Raw genomic sequence first — 20,862 nt, forward strand, 5'->3', positions numbered from 1 at the left:
CGATTTCAGAAACAAACTATGTCCAAGCATCGCATTTTTTGTGGTGTTTTATGCAACTAAGCTCTACCCACCCCTTACCAATGGCAGGAGCTGCCCGATGTTCTCGACCTTCAAACGCTTGACCCTGGCCACTGCCGCCCTGGCGTTCGCCGCCCACGCCGCAGCCGCTGAGCTGAAACTGGACGTGTACAACCCAGGCGAAGCGGCGATCTTTCCCGTCAGCTCGGTGCTGGTCAGCGGTGCCAAAGACGCGATCCTGGTGGACGCCCAATTCGGCAAAGGCCAGGCCGAGCAATTGGTGCAGAAGATCCGCGCCAGCGGCAAGCACCTGACCACCATCTACATCAGCCATGGCGACCCGGACTACTACTTCGGCCTCGACACCCTGACCGCCGCGTTCCCCGACGCCAAGGTGCTGGCGCCACAACCGGTGGTCGACCATATCAACGCCACCGTCGCCGGCAAGCTGGCATTCTGGGGCCCGAAAATGGGCGCCGACAAACCGACCAAAACGATTGTGCCGCAAGTGTTGCAAGGCCACAGCCTGACCCTTGAAGGGCAACAGCTTGAAGTGGTCGGCCTGGACGGTCCGCAGCCGGATCGCAGCTTTGTGTGGATCCCGTCGATCAAGGCTGTGGTCGGTGGCGTGGTTGTCGCCGAAAACATTCACCTGTGGATGGCTGACACTCAGGGCGCGCAATCCCATAAAGACTGGTTGAGCACCCTTGAGCGTATTGAAGGCTTGAAGCCAAAAACAGTGATCCCTGGCCACTACCTGGGCACCCCATCGCTGGCCTCGGTGAAATTCACCGCCGACTACATCCAGGCCTTCGACATCGAAACCGCCAAGGCCAAGGATTCCGCCGCCCTGATTGCGGCCATGAAACAGCGTTACCCCACCCTCGCCGACGAAAGCTCGCTGGAATTGAGCGCCAAAGTCGCCAAGGGCGAAATGAAGTGGTGATCGGCTTTAAACCCTAACCCTGATGGAGAACGTCATGAGCAAAATCGCAATCATTGGTGCCACCGGCCGTGCCGGTAGCCAACTGCTGGAAGAAGCCCTGCGCCGCGGGCATACCGTTACCGCCATCGCTCGCAACACCGACAAGCTGGGCGTACGCCCAGGCGTCACGGTCAAGCAGGTGGATGCCCTGGACGCCGATGCCCTGCAACACGCTATCAGCGGTAGCGATGTGGTGATCAGCGCCGCGCACTTTGCCACCTTGCCCGCCAGCGCCGTGATCGGCCCGGTGAAAAAGGCCGGGGTCAAACGCCTGCTGGTGGTGGGTGGTGCAGGTTCGTTGCTGCTACCGGACGGCAGTCGCGTCATCGATAGCCCGGGTTTCCCTGCGGAGTACAAGGCCGAAGCCAGTGCCGGGGCTGATTTCCTGGAAACGCTGCGCCAGGAAACGGAATTGGATTGGGCGTTCCTCTCGCCATCGGCGCTGTTCGACGGGACCGAGCGCACCGGCAAATTCCGCCTGGGCCAGGATGACCTGTTGGTGAGCAGTGACGGTAACAGCTCGATCAGCTTTGCCGACTACGCCATCGCCATGATCGACGAGGTTGAAACACCCAAGCACTCGCGTAAGCGCTTCACCGTTGGCTACTGACACCACGCGGTAAAAAATGTGGGAGGGGGCAAGCCCCTCTTACATTTGTGCCTGGCTGGTCAGCCAATCCATCAGGGCCAACAACCCGGCAGAAGGCACTGTCTGCGGCGGATACACCAGGAAGTAGCCCATGCCCGTCGGCACCCGCAATTCAAACGGCATCACCAGGCGCCCCGCCTTCAGGTCCTCGCCAATCAGCGCACGATCACCGATCGCCACGCCCGAGCCTTGTGCCGCCACCGTCATCGCCAGGTCCAGCGTTTCGAAATGATGCCCCTGGCTCAGACTACTCAGGCGCGTACCCGCCGCTTTTAACCACAATGCCCAATCCCGCTGATCCCGCGTGGGGTGCAGCAGCACTTGGTGTTGCAGATCCGCTGGCGTGTGCAAGTTGTCCAGCAAGGCCGGCGCACAGACCGGTGTGAGTTGTTCATCGAACAAATGCCGAGCCTGCTCGGACTGCTCGGCGATGGGCGCATAGATCACCGCCGCATCAAATGGCTCGCGACGAAAATCCACGGTGTAGGCCACGGTGGTGGTCAGTTCCACCGGTACATCCGGGCGCTCCCTTTGCCATTGCAGCACGCGTGGCAGTAGCCAGCGCATCACACAGGTGGACGCCTTGAGCTGCAAAACCTCGCGACGACTGCCGATTTGCTCCACGGCCTCGCCGATCACGCCGAACACCTGCTGCACCCGCAGCGCCCACTCGCGACCTTCCTCGGTCAGGCTCAAGCCCCGCGCCTGGCGCACAAACAACCCATAGCCCAAATGCCGTTCCAACCCCGCGATCTGGCGGCTCACCGCCCCCTGGGTGATGTGCAGTTGCTCGGCAGCGCGGGTGAAGTTGCAGCATTGGGCCGTCACCCAGAAGGTGTGCAGTGCGGGCAACGGTGGAAGGCGTTTCATTAGGGCGCAGCCATGACGTGAGGACATGGCGAGTATGACTTTTTATCGATTGTTGCCGCTACCGGCCAGCCGGTCCAATAGCGCCTTCAATCCATAACAAGAGCGACCGGCATGGCAACCTGCGGCGAAGTATTGGTCCACCTCCTGAAAGGCTACGGTGTCGATCATGTGTTCGGCATCCCCGGTGTGCATACCGTGGAGCTGTACCGTGGTTTGGCGCGCTCCGGCATCCGTCACGTCACCCCGCGCCACGAACAGGGCGCCGGGTTTATGGCCGACGGCTACGCGCGCACCTGCGGCAAGCCTGGTGTGTGTTTCATCATTACCGGCCCGGGCATGACCAATATCACCACGGCCATGGGCCAGGCCTATGCCGATTCGATCCCGATGCTGGTGATTTCCAGTGTGCAGGCGCGCAGCCAGTTGGGCGGCGGGCGTGGCAAGTTGCATGAGTTGCCGAATCAGAGCGCACTGGTGGCCGGCGTGGCGGCGTTTTCCCATACCTTGATGTCGGCCCACGAGTTGCCCGGCGTGCTGGCGCGGGCGTTTGCACTGTTTCAGGCCGGGCGGCCGCGCCCGGTGCATATCGAGATTCCGTTGGATGTGCTGGTGGAGAATGCCGACGCTCTGCTGGGCAGCCAGCCGGTCAGCGTGGCCCGCGCCGGAGCGGCACCGGCGGCGATCGAGCACATGAGCCGCTTGCTCGCCACCGCCCAACGCCCGCTGATTCTGGCCGGTGGCGGCGCCATCGATGCGGCGCCCGAGTTGACACGCCTGGCCGAAACCCTCGGCGCGCCCGTGGCCCTGACCATCAATGCCAAAGGCCTGCTGCCTGCCGCACACTCGTTGTTGATCGGCTCGACCCAGACCCTGGCGGCCACCCGCGCACTGGTCGCCGAGGCCGATGTGGTACTGGCCATCGGCACGGAACTGGCGGAAACCGATTACGACGTGACCTTCGCTGGCGGCTTCAAGATTCCCGGTACGTTGCTGCGCATCGATATCGACCCGGATCAGACCGTACGCAACTACCCACCCGAGGTGGCTCTGGTGGCCGACGCGAAAATCGCCGCCCGGGCGCTGCTCACCGAACTGGACCGCCAGTCACTGGCGCCGCGCAATACCGATTGGGGCGTAGTTCGCGTCGCACGTTTGTGGGCCGAGCTGGAGCCCACTTGGGACGCTGCCACCCGTGCACACACGCGGCTTCTCAACACCGTATTGGAAGAACTGCCCGGCGCCGTGCTGGTGGGTGACTCCACCCAACCGGTGTACAGCGCCAACCTGACCCTGAACCTCGACCGACCACGTCACTGGTTCAATTCATCCACCGGCTACGGCACCCTGGGCTATGCCCTGCCCGCCGCCATCGGCGCCTGGCTGGCGCGCGGCGATAGGCAACCGGTGGTGTGCCTGATCGGCGACGGTGGCCTGCAATTCACCCTGCCGGAACTGGCCAGCGCCGTGGAAGCCCGCACAACGGTGATCGTGCTGTTGTGGAATAACCAGGGCTATGAGGAGATCAAGAAATACATGCTCAATCGTGCCATCGAGCCTGTGGGTGTAGACATTTACACCCCGGACTTTATTGGCGTGGCCAAGGCCCTGGGCTGCGCGGCAGAGAGCATCGAAGGCATCGAGCATCTGCGCTCGGCACTGCGCGCCGCAGCTGATCGCCAGGGGCCGACGCTGATTGAAATCGACCAAGGGCGGTGGGAGTCGACCAAGCTTGGAACTCGCTCTATGTGACTCTGGTTTTCCCCTGTGAGAGGGGCGATCTGTCAGTTATCCGCAATTTTTAGATAGCCCCAGCGACTTTCTGATTTGCCCCACTTGCCCCTGCATGGCCTGATTCGCCCTTGTTCGAACAAGGCAGGCCCATGGAAAACGTTCACGCAAAACCCACCACCGCCGTATGGCTGATGATCAGCGTGGTGCTGGTCGCCCTTAACCTGCGACCATCGATGGCGGCTGTGGGGCCGTTGTTATCGTCGATTCGCGTGGATGTGCCGTTGAGTTTCAGCAGCGCCGCGTTACTGACCATGTTGCCGGTCATGGCCATGGGCCTGGCGATGTTTGTTGGCATGGGCCTGGCCAAGCGCCTGGGCGAACATCGCAGCATTATGCTGTCGCTGCTGGTGATTGGGCTGGCGACCTTATCGCGGCTGTTGCTGGATTTGGCGCTGGAGCTGATCGTCAGCGCGATTGCCGCAGGGGTCGGCATCGCGCTGATTCAGGCGTTGATGCCGACGCTGATCAAGTCGCGATTCAGCGCTGACGTTTCGCTGTTCATGGGCCTGTATGTGACTGCGATCATGGGCGGCGCTGCGCTGGCGGCATCACTCTCACCCTTGGTGCAAGTGCGCACCGGCAGTTGGCGCATCGGCCTGGCGATCTGGGCGGTACTGGCGCTGTTGGCGCTGGTGTTCTGGTATGCCCAGCGTTCGGCTCTGCCACCCTTGCCTCAAGCAGAATCGAGCATTCGGGAATCATTTTTCAGCAATCGCCGCGCCTGGTTGCTGGCGATCTTTTTTGGCCTGGGCACGGCGTCCTATACCTGTGTATTGGCGTGGCTGGCGCCGTACTACGTCGAACAGGGCTGGAGCGAGCAGAATGCCGGCTTGCTGCTGGGCTTGCTGACCGCCATGGAGGTGATCTCCGGCCTGGTCACTCCGGCCATCGCCAACCGACGCCAGGATAAACGCGGCGTGATCGCGGTGCTGCTGGTGCTGATCATCCTCGGGTTCTGCGGCCTGATCCTCAGCCCGCAACACTGGAGCCTGCTATGGCCTTGCCTGCTCGGCCTGGGTATCGGCGGGTTGTTTCCCATGAGCCTGATTGTGTCCCTCGACCACCTCGACAACCCACGGCGCGCCGGTAGCCTTACCGCATTTGTACAGGGCATCGGTTACCTGATTGCCGGCGTGTCGCCCTTGATTGCCGGAGTGATCCGCGATCAATTGGGCAGCTTTGAAGGAGCCTGGTGGTCGCTGACCGCGGTGACTGTGGTGATGCTGCTGATGGTCCTGCGCTTCAACCCCCGGCATTACGTACGACATATCCGCTGACGTCGTATTACAAACAGTATTTGTCCCACACGAAACATTGACGAGTCCTACAGAGCTTTCTATTGGTACGAGCGTTCCGTTAACATTTTGCCCAGTCTTGTACTGAGTTCGGTACAAAGGGTTTACGGACGAAACCGATGCTAAACAGTAACTCGCTCAGAAAGCTCGATATGCAGGATTTGATGGTGTTTATCGCCGTCTACGACCAGAGCAGCGTTACTGATGTGTCCGAAACGCTGTTCGTCAGCCAGTCCACGGTGAGCTACAGCCTGAAGAAGTTGCGCACCAGCTTTGAGGATGAGCTGTTTATCAACACACGGGCCGGTATGCGTCCGACGTACAAGGCCACCACCATGTACGGGCATGTGCAGAAGATCCTGGAAAGCATCAACCTGTGTCACGCCGGTGGCCAGGCCTTTGACCCGACTCAACAGGCGGTGACCTTCAATGTGTGCGCCCCGGAATACTTCGAGCAACTGATCCTGCCACGGCTGTTGAAGCACTTCGACCATGCCGACCTGCCGGTGATCGTCAATGTGCAGAAGCTGGAAACCGACATTCCCGTCGATGACCTGCGTGAAGGCCGCCTCGACCTGGTGATCTGCTTCGGCCCGCACTTTCATCGCACCCATAAAGACTTCAAAACCCAGATGCTGTTGGAGGATGACCTGGTTTGCGTGTTCGACCAGCGCTCGGCACCCAGGGAGCCGGCGTTCAGCCTGCAATCTTTCGTCGAGCGGCGTCACATATTCCCCACGCCATGGTCCTCCGACACCAACATGATCGACGGCTGGCTCGCACGTCAGGCGCGCAAGCGCCAGGTGATCGCACGGGCCAACAGCTACAGCGCAGCGTTGAAGATGATTACCGGCACCGACTTCATCGTCACCCTGCCGCGTCGCGTGCAAAAGTTGCTGGCGCCGGCACCGGGGTTCGGTGTGTGCGAAGCACCCAACGGTTTGCCGGGGTTCACCCTGGATATGCATTGGAAGGAAACCAATGGGCAAGACAGCGCCAATAGCTGGTTTCGTGAGCAAGTGGTGAGGGTGTGTGAGGAACAGCTGCAAGCGGCAAGTTGAAGGCGCCAAGCAGTCTCTACAGTTGCTTTTAGCTTGGAGCCGGGAGCTTGTCACTCATGAACGCCTCCAGCCGCGAACGCATCCAGCGCTCCGCCGGGTCGGTGTCGACGTGGCTGAGCCAGACCATCGACAAATCCAGGGTCGGGGTTTGGAAGGGAAACGGCTCGCAGTACAAATTGCCGCCGGCGGCCATGGCTTGGGCAGTGTAATCCGGCAGGCTGGCGATCATGTCGGTGCCGGCGAGCAACGCCGGCAGCGAACTGTATTGCGGCACCGACAGCACCACATGGCGCTTGCGGCCCACCTCCGCCAGCCACTCATCGGCAAACCCGGCCACGTTGGCAGTGTGGGACACCAGCACATGGGGCCGTGCGCAATATTCATCGAGGGTCAGCGGCGTGTCCGAGGCATCGGCGCGCAGCAGGCAGGGGCGGATATGCCGCAACAGCTTGCGCTTGGCATTTGCCGGCAGGCCGCGGGTCTGGGTGATGCCGACGGTGATATCGCCCGACGCCAGCAAGTCGGGAATACGCCAGTAATCCACGTGCTGCACCACGAACACCACCTGCGGCGCCTCCTGGCGCAAGGCGCGCAGCAACGGCGGCAGCAGGCCGAACTCGACGTCATCCGACAGGCCGATGCGAAAGGTCATGGTACTGATGGACGGATCAAAGTCATGGGTCAGGCTCAGGGCCGATGACAAGGAATCCAGGGCCGGCGACAGGTGCTGGATGATTTCCTCGGCACGGGCCGTGGGCTCCATGCGATGGCCGACACGAATGAACAACGGGTCGTTGAACAGGGTGCGCAGGCGGTTGAGGGCCGAACTGATGGTGGGCTGGCCGAGAAACAGCTTCTCCGCCACCCGCGTCACATTGCGCTCAAGCATCAGCGCTTCGAAGACCACCATCAGGTTGATGTCGGCCTTGCGTAGTTCATTGCGATTCATCGGCGCCCGCCCCTTTCCCCAAGACAAGCCGCAGTTTAGAAAGGCCACGGGGCTGCGTCTATGTGCGCGCTGTTCATCAGGCGGTTTGGAGACGATAAATCAGCGCTTGAAGTTTATGTAAGCCTCACAGAACAACTGTGGGAACGGCCTATCCCACTCCCACAGTTGGATTGTATTGGACTTGAAGTCAGGGTTTCAGCGGGCGCTCCTGGTCCCGTTCGGAAAGCTCCGTGCCGTCGTCGGGGTGCTTCCAGGTTTGCGGTTTTTCTTCCTCTGGCTGCCGCCGATGATGATCACGTTCTGGCTCATTGTGCTGCTGGTGTTCGTTGCCCATAGCCACCTCCCATCCGTAAGAATTGGACACAAGCTCAAGCATAGAACAGGTCTGAAAAATCGGATGGCCGTTTTGACTGATAACCAAAACACATCAATGCATCCATATTTGTCACTTATCATTTCTAAATGTGTCAGCCACTATCCCCAGTCTTAAGCGAAACAAGCACTTTAAAAAGAACGCTGGAGACACAAAATCATGACTAGCCCTTCCCGGCCCGCCCCTGTCAGCTCGAAAGTAAGCGCTGTACTGCGCGTTACTTCGGGCAACTTCCTTGAACAGTTCGACTTCTTTCTGTTCGGGTTCTACGCGACCTATATCGCCGCCGCGTTCTTCCCTGCCGCTAATGAGTTTGCGTCATTAATGATGACCTTCGCCGTGTTCGGCGCGGGCTTCCTGATGCGACCACTGGGTGCAATCATTCTGGGTGCCTATATCGATGACGTGGGCCGTCGCAAAGGCTTGATCGTGACCTTGTCGATCATGGCCAGCGGCACGCTGTTGATCGTGCTGGTGCCCAGTTATCACACCATTGGCCTATGGGCGCCGCTGCTGGTGCTGCTGGGCCGCCTGCTGCAAGGCTTCTCGGCCGGTGCGGAATTGGGCGGTGTCTCGGTTTACCTGTCTGAAATGGCTACGCCGGGCCGCAAAGGTTTCTACACCAGCTGGCAGTCGGGCAGCCAGCAGATCTCCATCGTGGTCGCCGCAGCGCTGGGCTATGGCTTGAACGTGTGGATGGAACCGGCAGTGGTGGCCGATTGGGGCTGGCGTATTCCATTTGCCGTAGGTTGCGTGATCATTCCGTTTATCTTTGTGCTGCGTCGCAACCTGCAGGAAACCGAAGAGTTCGCCAACCGCAAGCATCGCCCGACCATGCGTGAAGTGATGGCGACCCTGGTGAAGAACTGGACCGTAGTCATCGGCGGCATGTTGATGGTGGCCATGACCACCACCGCGTTCTACCTGATCACCGTGTACGCACCGACCTTCGGCAAGACCGTACTGCAACTGAGCACTTCCGATGCCCTGCTGGTGACCTTGCTGGTGGCGGTGTCGAACTTTTTCTGGCTGCCGATCGGCGGCATCCTCAGTGATCGCTTCGGCCGCAAACCGGTACTGATCGCCATGACCGTGCTGACTGTTCTTACTGCTTATCCAGCGCTGTCCTACGTGGTCAACGCGCCAAGCTTTGCGCACATGCTGGAAACCCTGTTGTGGTTCTCCTTCCTCTACGGCCTGTACAACGGCGCAATGATCCCGGCGCTGACCGAAATCATGCCGGTGGAAGTGCGCGTGGCGGGTTTCTCCCTGGCTTACAGCCTGGCGACTGCGGTCTTCGGTGGCTTCACGCCGGCGATTTCCACCTGGTTCATCCACATCACTGAAGACAAGGCATCTCCTGCCTATTGGATGATGTTCGCCGCACTGTGTGCGCTGTGTTCAACCCTGGCGTTGTATCGCCACGCCAATACCCGTGGCCAAGTCATGCAGGAGGCGGTGCAATGAAGCCTTTATTCAAATCCCTCACTGCCGTCGTCCTCGGCGCCCTGGCGCTGACGGCCCAGGCCGAAGAGCTCAAGGTGATGACCTCCGGTGGCTTCACCGCCGCCTATAAACTGCTTGGCCCGCAATACGCCAAGCAAAGCGGTGACACCCTCGACACCATTCTCGGCCCGTCCATGGGCAAGGCGCCGGAAGCGATTCCCAACCGCCTGGCCCGCGGCGAGCACGCCGACGTGGTGATCATGGTCGGCTACGCCCTGGATGAGCTGATCAAGCAAGGCAAGGTCGACCCCGCGTCCCGCGTGGAACTGGCCGATTCGCGCATTGGCCTGGTGGTGAAGGAAGGCGCGCAAAAACCTGCGATCAATACCGACGCCGAACTCAAGGCCGTGCTGAGCAAAGCCAAATCCGTGGCGTACTCGGACAGCGCCAGCGGTGTGTACGTCGAGAAAGAGTTGTTCAAGAAACTCGGTATGCCGGCCAAAGGCACCATGATCGAACGCGTGCCGGTGGGCGAGCAGGTGGCCAAGGGCGACTACGAAGTCGGCTTGCAGCAGGTGGCTGAATTGTTGCCGGTCAAGGGTGTGACGTTTGTCGGCAAGATCCCGGAAAACGTGCAATCGGTGACACGCTTTGCGGCGGGCATTCCGGTCAACGCCGAACACCCGGACGAAGCCAAGGCGCTGCTGCAGTTCATGGCCTCGCCGCAAGCTCAACCGGTGGTGCAATCCACCGGCCTGGACTCGGTGTCACGCTGACCGAAACGGCATCTCCCGCACCAATCGTTCCAACTCCAGCGCCGCGGGCGGCAATGTCCGCCCGCGGCGCTTGATCAAGCCCACATTGCGCATCACCTGCGGCTCTACCAGCGGCACACTCACCAGAATCGGGTGCTCGCACGCCGGCATCGCAATCGACGGCACCATCGCCACGCCCAGCCCCGCCTCCACCAGCCCGATCATCGTGGTCACGTGGTGGGTCTCGCAGATACTCGGCTTTTTCACCCGCACGCCACGCAGCGCCTGGTCGAGCAGGAAGCGGTTGCCCGAGGTTTTGTCCACGCTGATGTAGTCGTGTTCATAGGCCTCGGTCCAGGTCACGCTCTCACGCGTGGCCAACGGATGGTCACGCCGACAGGCAAGCACATAACGCTCCTGCAGCAACAGCTCGAACTCGACCTCGTCGGCCAGGCTACCGCTGAAGCTCACGCCGAAATCCGCTTCACCGCTTGCCACCGCATTGCTCACTTCACCAGCACTGGCATCGAGCACCCGCAGGCGAATCTTCGGATACAGCTTGTGGAATTCGGAGATCACGTGGGGCATGAAGTAATACGCGGTAGACGGCACACAGGCGATGGTGACGTTGCCCATGCGTGTGGACGCGACGTTGCTGATGCCCATCAAGGCGATGTCGAGATCGTCGAGCATTCGCTCCACCTGGGGCAAGAAGGCACGACCGACCATGGTCAGACTGACCCGCCGTGTGGTGCGTTCGAACAGCTTTACATCCAGGGCGGATTCAAGCTTCTCGATGCGTCGGCTGAGGGCCGGCTGCGAGATACGGATGGCCTCGGCGGCGCCACGGAAACTGCCCTTGTCTACCACGGCGCGGAAGGCTTGGAGATCGTTGAGGTCGAAATTGATGATCACGGGAGGCAGGCCAGAGTGGTCGGGGTGACGAGCATTATCGTATGGGAGCCGATGCGATGCCATGCGAGCCGGGGCGGCTATATCGAGATAATCCTGTTACAGATATCAAGTCATACATTTCAGCAGCTTATCGGCCACCTGCGGCCACGCGATCGCCAAAACGGGTCAATACTTGCGGCCTGACCCACACAACTGGAGACGCAGCAACTTATGCAAACCTACCCCTTCTGGATGGACGACGAGACGCCGGAGATCGGCATCGATCAGTTGCTTCTTGCATCGCGCCAATGGTCAAGTAGGATTGAATCCTACTCACTTCTGGCGGACATCCCAATGCGCTCAACCCAGCAAATGAGCATCACCTTGCCCCTTGAAATGGCGGCCCTGGTCAAAGCCAAGGTGGCTGCCGGCGAATATGCCAGCGAAAGCGAAGTGATTCGCGACGGATTGCGGGTGCTGCTGGCACGTGACCGTGCCATGGAAGATTGGCTGAGGGACGAAGTCATCCCGGCAGCGACCGCTCTTGAGGCACAACCTGAGCTCGGGTTATCTGCAGAACAGGTTCGCGAGCATATGGCAGCCAGGCGTCAGCGCAAAGGCATCGGGAACGCGTGAGCTACTCGGTGGTTTTTTCGCCTGAAGTCCTGACGCAACTCGATGCCCTTGAGGATTACATCTGCGATGCCGGCTCCCCCTTGGCAGCGACGCGCTTTATCGACAATCTCGTCAGCCACTGTGAAAGCCTCGCCCTGTTCCCCTTGCGTGGCACGCGCCGTGACGACCTGCTTACAGGCTTGTGCATCACGCACTATCGTCGCAGCACCATCATCGCGTTCAGGGTGAGGCCTGATTGCGAAACGGTGTCGATAGTGGGGGTATTTTATGGCGGGCAAAACTACACGGCGCTGTTCCAGGGTGAGGGGAACGACTGCTTATTGATAGATGAAAAGCCTGCTGAAAACTGATCGGCAGGCTTTTAGCACTTAATCGACTGATAGTTTCTCCCACGCCGCTGGCGCGCTGAAAAACGCCTGCGCGTTACTGTCCAGCGTCTCCAGGTGATAACCCCCTTCCTGCACGATCAAGCACGGCAACCCCAGCCCTCGAATGCACTGCCCCAGCCGCGCAAAGCCTTCCCGTGTCACCGCGACCTTGCTTTGCGGGTCCAGCTCGTAAATATCGAAGCCCAGTGACAACACCAGCACATCTGCCGAGAAGTCCTTCACCGCTGCCAGGGCCAGCTCCAGCTTTTCGAAAAACAGCGCTTCGCTGGCACCGTGGGGCATGGGCAGGTTGAGGTTGAACCCTGAGCCTGGGCCATCGCCTTTTTCGTCGGCAAAGCCCGCCACCCCAGGATAGAAGTTGGTCGGATCGCCATGGATCGACGCGTAGAGCACGTCATCGCGCTGGTAGAAAATCTCCTGGATGCCTTGGCCGTGGTGCATGTCGGTATCGAGCACCGCGACGCGCTGGAAGCCTTGGCGTAACGCTTGCGCAGCCACCGCCGCATTATTGATGTAACAGAAACCACCCGCCGCATCGAAGCGGGCGTGATGCCCCGGTGGTCGGCACAAGGCGTAGGCGGCAGGTGCGCCTTCGAGGATCGCCTTGGCAGCGGCAACGGCGCTTTGGGCTGACCAATACGCCGAGCGCCAGGTCAGTTCACCGATCGGGCAACTGCCATCAGCCAGGTAACGTGCCGCCTGGGCCAGAATGCCGCGCAGGGCATTGGGCTCGCGTACGAAGATGTTGGACATGACTTCGTCGCCCCAGTCTTCGGGGATTTCCTTCCAACGCTGGTGAGCTTCTTGAAGAAAATCCAGATATGCCGCGCCGTGCACGGCGAGCAGCGGTTCCATACCGTAGTCGCTTGGTTGCTGGATATCAAAGCCCAGGGTTTGCGCAGCCAGCAGCAGGTTGCGCGCACGCTCGGGGACCTCCTGTGGCGTGCGCATCTGGCCACGAGAATAGTAGCTGCGTGGGTGATGCAGCAGTTGTTCGGGATGGAAAAACGTATTCATAGGATGCTCCTGGATAAACACAGAACCTGTGGGAGCTGGCTTGCCTGCGATTGCGCACGGTCAGAGCACAATGTACTGCCTGCTTCACCGCTATCGCAGGCAAGCCAGCTCCCACATGGGCACGGCGTCAGCCTTTAGAAATGAACCTGGCCGGCGCGTTTCAACACGGCGTTGAGCAATACATCGGTGCCCTGGCGCACGTCTTCAGGCAAGACATCTTCGGCTTCGTTGTGGCTCAGGCCACCGACGCAGGGGATGAAGATCATCGCAGTCGGGCAATAGCGCGCCAGGTGGATAGCATCGTGGCCGGCACCGCTGATGATGGTCTGCTGGCTGTAGCCCAGAGCGTCCACCGACGCTTGTACGCAGGCCACGCACTCAGCATCGAACGGCGTGGCCGGGCTGATCCAGTGCGGTGTGATAGTCACGCTGAGGCCACGGTTGTCGGCAATCGCCTGCAGGCGTGCGCGCACTTGCTGCTCCATGGCGTCGATATCGGCGTCGCGGTGATGGCGCAGATCGACAGTGAAGTCGAGCACACCGGGAATGGTGTTGCGCGACGACTTGGCGATGCTCAACTCACCCACCGTAGTCAGGCCATGCGGGGTAAAATCGGCAGCGAGGTTTTCCAGGGCCTGGATCATTTTTGCGGCGCCGTACAACGCATCTTTGCGCAGCGCCATCGGCGTGGTGCCCGCATGGGCAGCCATGCCTTCGACCCGCACATCGAGCCAGCGAATCGCCTGGCCGCCGGTCACCACGCCGATACTGTTGGCGTTGTCTTCCAGGATCGGGCCTTGCTCGATATGCGCTTCGAAATACGCATCCACTGCCCCACCCAATGCACGCTCGCCGTTATAACCGGTGGTGCGCAACGCCTCGGCCACGCTGACGCCATCACCGTCGGTGGTCGCCAGCGCCTTGTCCAGCGCGAGGGCGCCGGTGAAGACCGCCGAGCCCAGCATCGCCGGGGTGAAACGCGCGCCTTCTTCGTTGGTCCACACCGCAATTTCCAGGGGTTTGCGCGTCTGGATGCCGTGGTCGTCGAGGCTGCGGATCACCTCCAGGCCAGCCAATACGCCGTACACGCCATCGAAGCGCCCGCCTTCGGGCTGGGTATCGAGATGGCTGCCGATCATCACCGGCGCGGCGTCATTGTCGGTACCCGCACGACGGGCGAACAGGTTGCCGATGGCATCCACGCTCAACGTCAGGCCAGCCGCTGTACACCAGTGACTGAACAGCTCGCGACCGGCCTTGTCTTCGGCGCTCAACGCCAGGCGGCAGCTGCCACCGCGTGCAGTCGCGCCGATCTCGGCCATGGCCATCAAGCTATGCCACAGGCGCTCGCCATTGATCTTCAACATTGCTGACTTCCTCAACTGTGTGCCATTTCCAGGCGGTGAGCCGTGGCGTGGCGGCGGGACAAGGCCAGCACGCACACCAACGAGACCGCCGCGATCACGCTGTAAAACACTGCCATCGGCCACCATTGGCCCAGGTATTGATGGGCCAGCCAGGTGCCGATCAACGGTGTCAGGCCGCCGGCCAATGCGCCGCATACCTGGTAAGCCAGAGAGATCGCGGTGTAGCGCACACGGGTTTCAAACAGGCCGCTGACAAAGCCTGCGATGACGGCATAGAACGACGCCATGCACACCACCGCCAGGGCAATGCCGAGGATGATCAAGGGCGCCTGGCCGCTGCTGACCAGCACAAACATGGGGTACGGCGAGGCCATTGCCAGTACGCACATGGCGCACAGGAACCGTGTAGCGCCGACCTTCTCTGCCACCCAGGCGGCCAGTGGCTGAACGCAGAACTGGATAATGGCGACGAAGAACAGGCATTCCAGAATCAGCGAGCGCGGCAGGTTCAGTTGCTGAGTGCTGTAGGCAATCATGAAGGTGTTGGTGAAATACACGCCGGCAATCCCCAATGTGTTGGCGCCAATGCACAACAACAGTGGACGCCATGCGGTCTTCAGCACTTCCAGCACGGGGGCTTGGTCCTTCTTGATCGCCCGCGCTTTTTCCGCCAGGGCCTTGTCTTCGAGGAACTCCGGCGACTCGTTCACACCCAGGCGAATCGCCAGGCCGACGACCAACAGCAAGGCACTGGCCAGGAACGGCAGGCGCCAGCCCCAACTGAGCAGGTCTTCTTCCGGTAAGCGGGTCACCGCGCTGAACGCCAGCAGGGAAAGAATCAAACCGGCCGGGCTGCCCAACTGGGCGAAGGATGCAAAGAAGTTACGCCGCCCCTTTGGCGCATGTTCTCCGGCCATCAACACCGCCCCGCCCCACTCACCGCCGACCGCAATGCCTTGCACCACTCGCAGCAGTACAAGCAGCACCGGTGCCGCGGCGCCGATCTGCGCATAGGTCGGCAACAGGCCGATGCATACCGTGACCACGCCCATCATCACGAGGGTAATCACCAGGGATTTCTTGCGGCCGATGCGGTCGCCGATATGGCCAAACACGATGCCGCCCAACGGCCGCGCAAAGAAGCCCACGGCGAAGGTGCCGAACGCAGCCATGGTGCTGAACAATTTATCGTCGGAGGGGAAAAACAGCTGACCGAACACCAGCGCCGCAGCGGTGGCATAGATGTAAAAGTCGTACCACTCGATCATGGTGCCGATAAAAGCGGCGGCCGCGGCACGGCGAGGCTGCGGCGAAGCGGAAGGCTTCATGGGGCTGGCTCCTTTGGTTATTTTTTTGGCAGGAGAAGGTCGAACCGGTGCGCTCTGATGGCGCTTGTTGAGCCCGATTTTTCGGCCTGGGGCTATGATTAGTCAATTTTCTATTTATTATCTTGATTATAAATACTGCTTATTATCGAGCGACACCATGCCCGAATCCCGCCGCGATATTCACCCCCTGCTCAACGACCGCCTGGACTGGAACCTGCTGCGCACCTTCCGCGTGATCGGCCAGGAACTGAGCATCAGCCGCGCTGCTGCTCGCCTGCACCTGACGCAACCGGCCATCAGCCAGGCGCTCAAGCGCCTGGAGGAACAGCTGGATTGCCAGCTCATCGTGCGTCGCGGCCCGCGCTTCGTGCTCACCGAGGCAGGTGAACAGATTTTCGCGATTGCCGGCGAGATGTACGGCCAGGTTTCGCAAATGAGCAACGCCCTGCAAAAGCCCGGCGATGAAGTGATCGGCAAAGTGCGCTTGCTGATGATCAGCCGGATTAATTCCGACACTTTCGATGACTTTCTCGCCAGCTTTCATCGCGAACATCCGCGGGTCGATCTGGAAGTCGAAGTGATGCGCAGCTCCGACATCGTCGCCGCCTTGCTGGAAAAAACCGCGACCCTGGGGTTGAGCCTCAATCGTCGGCCTCAGCCGCGCCTGGAACAGCACCTGTTTCTGCGTCAGCGCTACGCGTTCTTTTGCGGAAAACATCACCCATTGTTCGGGCGCACAAACCTGGCCGAGGGGGATTTGCAGTCGGAAAACTTCGTGAGTTTTACCAGCGACCAGATTGGCGGGATGCTCTCGCCGCTGACGATTTTCCGTGATCAGCAAGGCTTCGGTGGGCGGATCGTGGCGTCATCCTCCAGCCTGGAAGAAGTGCGGCGTTTGGTGATTGCCGGGTTTGGTTTGGGTTGCTTACCGACTCATGTGGTGGCGGACGATGTGAAAAACGGGCTGCTGTGGCGGTTGCCGCCGGATGAGGGGATTGCGGATGTGGATATTCACCTGTTGTGGAACCGGGAGCAGAAGATGAGTCGGGCGGAGGGGGTGTTTATTGAGTGTCTTTTGGGGCGGTTGGCCGACGTGTAATTGGCCACATCCTGCGTGTCAAAAAGCAGTTACAACTCACTGGATGCACGTCGAAGCACGCACGGCTAGGATTGCAGTCAACTAAGCCAATGGCGTACATTAGCGATGATTTTCATAGAGACGTCAGTCTTCACCCGTCGCGTTAAAGAATTGATCGACGAGGATGCCTACACGGCTCTTCAGAACGTGTTGGTAGTCAACCCTTCTGCTGGCGATGTAATCGAGGGTACGGGTGGAGTTCGCAAGATACGAGTAGCAGCCAAGGGCCATGGCAAACGAGGCGGGGCGCGGGTGATCTATTACCACTTCGTCTCGGCATCACAGATTGTTCTACTGATGATCTATCCCAAAAATGAACAGCAGGACTTGACTGCCGACGAGCGCAAGTCACTGAAGGCTGCGATTGAGCACTGGAGATAGCTATGAGCAGATTTTTTGATGAATTGATGGAAAGCGTTCAAGAGATGAACGAGATCCTGCGCGGAGAACGCGAACCTTCTCGTGAATTCCATGTTGATTCAATGCGAGTCAAAGAGATCCGTAAGGCGACAGGGCTGACCCAGGCTAAATTCGCAGCGCTGATTGATGTGCAACTTGGCACATTACGTAACTGGGAGCAGGGTCGTCGTGAACCTACCGGACCAGCAAAGGCATTGTTGAAAGCTATCCATAATGACCCAGTCCATGTACTGAATGCGTTGGCTAGCTAAAATAAGACTCCACTGCTGCGCCTTAAACATCGTCATAACCGGAAAAGCTCGGAGCTGACTCAGCGACGGGCTTTTTCGTTTGTACGGCAGATTTAAGGCTCTTTAAAATCTCACATCGATACCACTGATGATTACTATCGAAACGAGCGCCTGAACGATTGCCGCCACTGATTCCTATAATCGCTCCAAATTCCCTCCCCGCCTGGCTTCAGGCGACATCCTCCCGGAACCCAATCCCATGCCAAGCGCGAGCCAGGCCCCTAGCGGGCTTCCCGAACATAATCAACAAAGCGTCAAACAGCAGTGGCTGGCGATTCTTTCAGTCGCCGTGGGTGCCTTCGCCCTGGTGACCAGTGAATTCCTGCCGGTGGGCGTACTCAACGACGTTGCCAGCGACCTGGGCATCAGTGCCGGTCACGCCGGATTGATGGTCACATTGCCCGGCATCATGGCCGCCCTCGCCGCGCCGTTTCTGTCGGTCAGCATTGGCGCCATGGACCGTCGCTATCTGCTGATTGGCCTGACACTGGTGATGATCATCGCCAACTCGGTGGTGGCCTTCGCCACCGATTTCAGCCTGCTGCTGTTCGGCCGTGTATTGCTCGGCATCAGCATCGGCGGCTTCTGGGCCACGGCCATTGCCCTCAGCGGGCGGCTGGCGCCCAAAGGCGTGGGAGTTGCGAAAGCCACCTCGATCATCATGATGGGCGTGACCCTGGCCACCGTTCTGGGCGTGCCTGTGGGTACCTGGCTCAGTGGACTGATGGGCTGGCGCATGACCTTCCTGGTTACTGCGTTGGTGGGCATTCCGGTGCTGCTGGCGCAGATCTTCCTGCTACCGCGACTGACCCCGGAAAAGGCCATTGAGATTCGTGACTTGCCCGCGTTGTTTATCAACCCACAGGCGCGAGTCGGCTTGATCGCTGTATTGCTGATCGGCCTGGCGCACTTTGCTGCGTATACCTATGTCGCGCCCTTCTTCAAAAACAGCTCCGGCTTTGACGGCCCGACAATTGGTTCATTGCTGCTGCTCTATGGCGTAGCCGGGGTAATGGGCAATGTTTTTGCCGGTTTCGCCGCTAACCGCAGTGTGCGTCACACCCTGCTGCTGGTTGCACTGATGATTGGCACCAGCACAGCACTGTTCCCCTACTTCGCCACCGGCCTTTCCGGCGCCTCGATGCTGATCGCACTCTGGGGTTTCGCCTTCGGCGCCTTCCCAGCCTGCGCCAGTATCTGGATGTTTGTGGTGGCGCCCAAGGATGTAGAGCGCGGCATGCCACTGTTTGTGGCGCTGTTTCAGGTCATCATCGCCCTGGGTTCGTTCTTTGGCGGACGCATCGTCGACCAGCTGGGCAGCTCGGTGTTGTTGAGCCTGGCCACGGTGTTGGTAGGGTTCGGGTTTGCGACCGTGCTGGTGTTGGGGCGCAAGGTCAGTAATAACCTGGTGGCACAGCCTGCCTGACCGGGTTGTATGCGCAAAAAAGCCTGCTGAGCGTTGAGTTCAGCAGGCTTTTTTCGTTTCAGGGAGCAGGTATTTATTTGGCCGTGGGGAAATCACGCTCGAGTACGGCGTCCACCAAGGCTTGCGCGTTCTCGATCAATTGAGCCAGGGCCATGATCACGGGCGACTGCGTGCTGTGTGGATCTTCGGCGCATTGGTAGGCTGTTTGAAGGGCGGATGAGAGGATTTCGGTGGCGTTTGTGAGGGCTTCTTCGGTGCGGACATCATCGGCTACGCAAAAGATTTTGCGTGCTTGCCCTTCGGTAGAATCAGCGGTGCTCTTCTTCATGATGTAACTCCACGTTATGAAAAGAAGCTACCACTCCCTGCTGTCAAACAGGATTGGGTGGCAGCTGTACGCGGGTTGACAGACCGGAAACGTGGAAACCCGGCGCACCCGAAGATGCCCCACGCACAGCCGCCATAACAAATGGGCACAGACAGACGCCTGGAACCAGTTTGGGGATGCACAGAGATCGCACGTTATTCGGCCTGTCAAAACCGGTCGCCATGAGGACGACGGCGGAAGATTAGCGCCCTACCCCAGTCAACGCAACCCTGCTCGAAAACTGCCAAACCTGCACAACGTAAGCACCTGTTTCGGAAAAGCTTGGTAACCAGAATCCCCACCGGGAACCTTGTGTGCATAAGCCTGCGAGCTAGTCTCAAAAAGTCGCCGCCGTGGCGACATACTGTCAAGGATGCTGATATGCCAACGAGATATCGCGATGCGGTCACAGGTGAATACGTAACCGAGCAAGAGGCGAAGAAAAGACCAAGGGAAACAGTGAAGGAAACCGATAAAAAGCGCCCGGCAAAGCCGACGGCCAAGAAGTAGGATCAACAGATGAGAGCGACTGCCGTATGTCCAGACAGACTTGCCAATGAAACCCGATTGCCCCAATGTAATGACCAACGTCATTACACAAGGAGCTATCCCTTGGCATCTATCAACATCCGTATCGATGACGACCTGAAAGCTCGCGCCTACCTTGAGCTGGAGAAACTCGGTGTCACCCCTTCCGAACTGATACGTCAGGCGTTGCAATATGTTGCCGAACGCGGCCAGTTGCCATTTAAGCCTGTCCTCATGACTGAAGAGGATGAAGCCTTGATGGCGACCGTACGTGAGCGCCTTGCGTCGCCTCAACGCGTGAGGGTTTCTTTGGATGACCTATAGCCTTGATTTTGATGCGCGTGCATTGAAGGAATGGCAGAAACTCGGCGACACCCTCCGTCAGCAACTCAAGAAGAAGCTGATGGAAATCCTGAACAACCCACGTATTGAGGCTAACCGCCTACATGGCCTGCCTGACTGCTACAAGATCAAACTGCGTAGTAGCCGGTACAGGCTGGTCTATCAAGTGATAGATCAGGAAGTGACCGTGTTCGTGGTCGCTATTGATAAACGTGAAACGAGATCAGGCTTATCGCAAAGCGTCTGAGCGCCTTGATCAGCGCTAGGCAGGACTGGAAAAAATCACTGAAGCAGTCGTAGATAAAGGCTGGAAACGAAAAAGCCCCGCAGCTTATTCAGCTACGGGGCTTTCTCTATGTAATGGCGGAGAGATAGGGATTCGAACCCTAGGTACCGGTGAAGGTACAACGGATTTCGAATCCGTCCCATTCGGCCACTCTGGCATCTCTCCAACGGCGCGCATCATAACAGCATGATTGATGGATGCAAAGCGCCGAAGCGATTTTTTTCCGTGCTATCAGATGCTTG

General features: G+C 59.5%; 22 protein-coding genes, 1 tRNA gene and 1 pseudogene. 15 read left to right on the plus strand and 9 right to left on the minus strand.

Annotation, left to right across the window (positions count from 1 at the left end):
* Positions 1-97: 97 nt before the first annotated feature.
* Complete coding sequence (locus E4O98_RS03975) at positions 98-964, plus strand: MBL fold metallo-hydrolase (RefSeq protein ID WP_216090892.1); 867 nt, start codon at positions 98-100, stop codon at positions 962-964.
* Between the two features lie 34 nt (positions 965-998).
* A complete protein-coding gene (locus E4O98_RS03980; protein ID WP_032877250.1) occupies positions 999-1,613 on the plus strand; it encodes an NAD(P)-dependent oxidoreductase in 615 nt (204 codons plus the stop codon).
* Between the two features lie 39 nt (positions 1,614-1,652).
* On the opposite strand, the gene E4O98_RS03985 is transcribed toward E4O98_RS03980, so the two are convergent.
* Positions 1,653-2,522, minus strand: coding sequence for a LysR substrate-binding domain-containing protein (locus tag E4O98_RS03985; protein ID WP_032877251.1), 870 nt, complete (start codon positions 2,520-2,522; stop codon positions 1,653-1,655).
* Positions 2,523-2,633: 111 nt separating this feature from the next.
* On the opposite strand from E4O98_RS03985, the gene E4O98_RS03990 reads away from it, so the two are divergent.
* The 3 genes from E4O98_RS03990 (at position 2,634) to E4O98_RS04000 (ending at position 6,669) form a co-directional block, all read left to right on the plus strand.
* Positions 2,634-4,271 carry a 5-guanidino-2-oxopentanoate decarboxylase gene (locus E4O98_RS03990; RefSeq protein WP_248134209.1) on the plus strand — a complete coding sequence of 546 codons (1,638 nt, stop codon included), beginning with the start codon at positions 2,634-2,636 and terminating at the stop codon, positions 4,269-4,271.
* A gap of 131 nt (positions 4,272-4,402) precedes the next feature.
* Positions 4,403-5,590, plus strand: coding sequence for a cyanate transporter (locus E4O98_RS03995; RefSeq protein ID WP_248134211.1), 1,188 nt, complete (start codon positions 4,403-4,405; stop codon positions 5,588-5,590).
* Between the two features lie 137 nt (positions 5,591-5,727).
* A complete protein-coding gene (locus E4O98_RS04000) occupies positions 5,728-6,669 on the plus strand; it encodes a LysR family transcriptional regulator (RefSeq protein WP_032877254.1) in 942 nt (313 codons plus the stop codon).
* Between the two features lie 28 nt (positions 6,670-6,697).
* On the opposite strand, the gene E4O98_RS04005 is transcribed toward E4O98_RS04000, so the two are convergent.
* Both E4O98_RS04005 and E4O98_RS04010 read right to left on the minus strand, forming a co-directional pair.
* Positions 6,698-7,618: a LysR substrate-binding domain-containing protein gene (locus tag E4O98_RS04005; protein ID WP_032877255.1), complete on the minus strand. Its 921-nt coding sequence runs from the start codon at positions 7,616-7,618 to the stop codon at positions 6,698-6,700.
* A 187-nt stretch (positions 7,619-7,805) separates the two neighbouring features.
* Positions 7,806-7,952, minus strand: a complete 147-nt coding sequence (locus E4O98_RS04010) for a hypothetical protein (RefSeq protein ID WP_164699504.1) — start codon at positions 7,950-7,952, stop codon at positions 7,806-7,808.
* 198 nt (positions 7,953-8,150) lie between these two features.
* Here E4O98_RS04010 and E4O98_RS04015 point away from each other — a divergent pair, with 198 nt between their 5' ends.
* Both E4O98_RS04015 and E4O98_RS04020 read left to right on the plus strand, forming a co-directional pair.
* The gene (locus tag E4O98_RS04015; RefSeq protein WP_248134213.1) at positions 8,151-9,458 is read left to right on the plus strand and encodes an MFS transporter; all 1,308 of its coding nucleotides are present in this window, start codon (positions 8,151-8,153) and stop codon (positions 9,456-9,458) included.
* Complete coding sequence (locus tag E4O98_RS04020; RefSeq protein WP_248134215.1) at positions 9,455-10,213, plus strand: substrate-binding domain-containing protein; 759 nt, start codon at positions 9,455-9,457, stop codon at positions 10,211-10,213. Before E4O98_RS04015 ends, E4O98_RS04020 begins: the two co-directional genes overlap by 4 nt.
* Here E4O98_RS04020 and E4O98_RS04025 read toward each other — a convergent pair.
* Positions 10,205-11,107, minus strand: coding sequence for a LysR family transcriptional regulator (locus tag E4O98_RS04025; protein ID WP_057701145.1), 903 nt, complete (start codon positions 11,105-11,107; stop codon positions 10,205-10,207). The two genes, E4O98_RS04020 and E4O98_RS04025, sit on opposite strands and share 9 nt — an antisense overlap.
* Before the next feature lie 210 nt (positions 11,108-11,317).
* On the opposite strand from E4O98_RS04025, the gene E4O98_RS04030 reads away from it, so the two are divergent.
* Both E4O98_RS04030 and E4O98_RS04035 read left to right on the plus strand, forming a co-directional pair.
* Complete coding sequence (locus E4O98_RS04030; RefSeq protein ID WP_078820595.1) at positions 11,318-11,722, plus strand: type II toxin-antitoxin system ParD family antitoxin; 405 nt, start codon at positions 11,318-11,320, stop codon at positions 11,720-11,722.
* Complete coding sequence (locus tag E4O98_RS04035) at positions 11,719-12,072, plus strand: type II toxin-antitoxin system RelE/ParE family toxin (RefSeq protein WP_248134217.1); 354 nt, start codon at positions 11,719-11,721, stop codon at positions 12,070-12,072. The genes E4O98_RS04030 and E4O98_RS04035 overlap by 4 nt, the downstream gene beginning before the upstream one ends.
* 18 nt (positions 12,073-12,090) lie before the next feature.
* On the opposite strand, the gene E4O98_RS04040 is transcribed toward E4O98_RS04035, so the two are convergent.
* From E4O98_RS04040 to E4O98_RS04050, 3 genes are all read right to left on the minus strand, one after another.
* A complete protein-coding gene (locus E4O98_RS04040; RefSeq protein WP_248134219.1) occupies positions 12,091-13,128 on the minus strand; it encodes a histone deacetylase family protein in 1,038 nt (345 codons plus the stop codon).
* Between the two features lie 134 nt (positions 13,129-13,262).
* The gene (locus E4O98_RS04045) at positions 13,263-14,495 is read right to left on the minus strand and encodes a Zn-dependent hydrolase (RefSeq protein WP_148852372.1); all 1,233 of its coding nucleotides are present in this window, start codon (positions 14,493-14,495) and stop codon (positions 13,263-13,265) included.
* Between the two features lie 11 nt (positions 14,496-14,506).
* Entirely contained in the window at positions 14,507-15,823 is a 1,317-nt protein-coding gene (locus tag E4O98_RS04050) for an MFS transporter (protein WP_228309513.1), read from the minus strand.
* Positions 15,824-15,980: 157 nt separating this feature from the next.
* On the opposite strand from E4O98_RS04050, the gene E4O98_RS04055 reads away from it, so the two are divergent.
* The 4 genes from E4O98_RS04055 to E4O98_RS04070 all read left to right on the plus strand — a co-directional run bounded on the left by E4O98_RS04055 (position 15,981) and on the right by E4O98_RS04070 (position 19,097).
* Entirely contained in the window at positions 15,981-16,922 is a 942-nt protein-coding gene (locus tag E4O98_RS04055) for a LysR family transcriptional regulator (protein WP_032877261.1), read from the plus strand.
* 105 nt (positions 16,923-17,027) lie between these two features.
* A complete protein-coding gene (locus E4O98_RS04060) occupies positions 17,028-17,342 on the plus strand; it encodes a type II toxin-antitoxin system RelE/ParE family toxin (RefSeq protein WP_057022036.1) in 315 nt (104 codons plus the stop codon).
* 2 nt (positions 17,343-17,344) lie between these two features.
* On the plus strand, positions 17,345-17,632 hold the full coding sequence (gene nadS, locus E4O98_RS04065; RefSeq protein ID WP_003189536.1) for a NadS family protein: 288 nt from the start codon (positions 17,345-17,347) through the stop codon (positions 17,630-17,632).
* Between the two features lie 238 nt (positions 17,633-17,870).
* Positions 17,871-19,097, plus strand: coding sequence for an MFS transporter (locus E4O98_RS04070; RefSeq protein WP_078820589.1), 1,227 nt, complete (start codon positions 17,871-17,873; stop codon positions 19,095-19,097).
* Positions 19,098-19,170: 73 nt separating this feature from the next.
* Here the strand turns inward: E4O98_RS04070 and E4O98_RS04075 are convergent, their stop codons facing one another.
* Complete coding sequence (locus E4O98_RS04075; protein WP_248134221.1) at positions 19,171-19,425, minus strand: DUF3077 domain-containing protein; 255 nt, start codon at positions 19,423-19,425, stop codon at positions 19,171-19,173.
* A gap of 651 nt (positions 19,426-20,076) precedes the next feature.
* Between E4O98_RS04075 and E4O98_RS04080 the strand changes: the two genes are divergently transcribed.
* Both E4O98_RS04080 and E4O98_RS04085 read left to right on the plus strand, forming a co-directional pair.
* Complete coding sequence (locus E4O98_RS04080; RefSeq protein ID WP_014717442.1) at positions 20,077-20,316, plus strand: type II toxin-antitoxin system RelB/DinJ family antitoxin; 240 nt, start codon at positions 20,077-20,079, stop codon at positions 20,314-20,316.
* Positions 20,306-20,600 (plus strand): annotated as a pseudogene (locus E4O98_RS04085) (type II toxin-antitoxin system RelE/ParE family toxin). The gene E4O98_RS04080 and the pseudogene E4O98_RS04085 overlap by 11 nt, the downstream one beginning before the upstream one ends.
* Before the next feature lie 95 nt (positions 20,601-20,695).
* Here E4O98_RS04085 and E4O98_RS04090 read toward each other — a convergent pair.
* Positions 20,696-20,785, minus strand: a tRNA-Ser gene (locus tag E4O98_RS04090).
* Positions 20,786-20,862: the final 77 nt, after the last annotated feature.

The sequence above is a fragment of the Pseudomonas sp. W2Jun17 genome, assembly GCF_023127795.1.
Lineage (GTDB): Bacteria > Pseudomonadota > Gammaproteobacteria > Pseudomonadales > Pseudomonadaceae > Aquipseudomonas > Aquipseudomonas synxantha_A.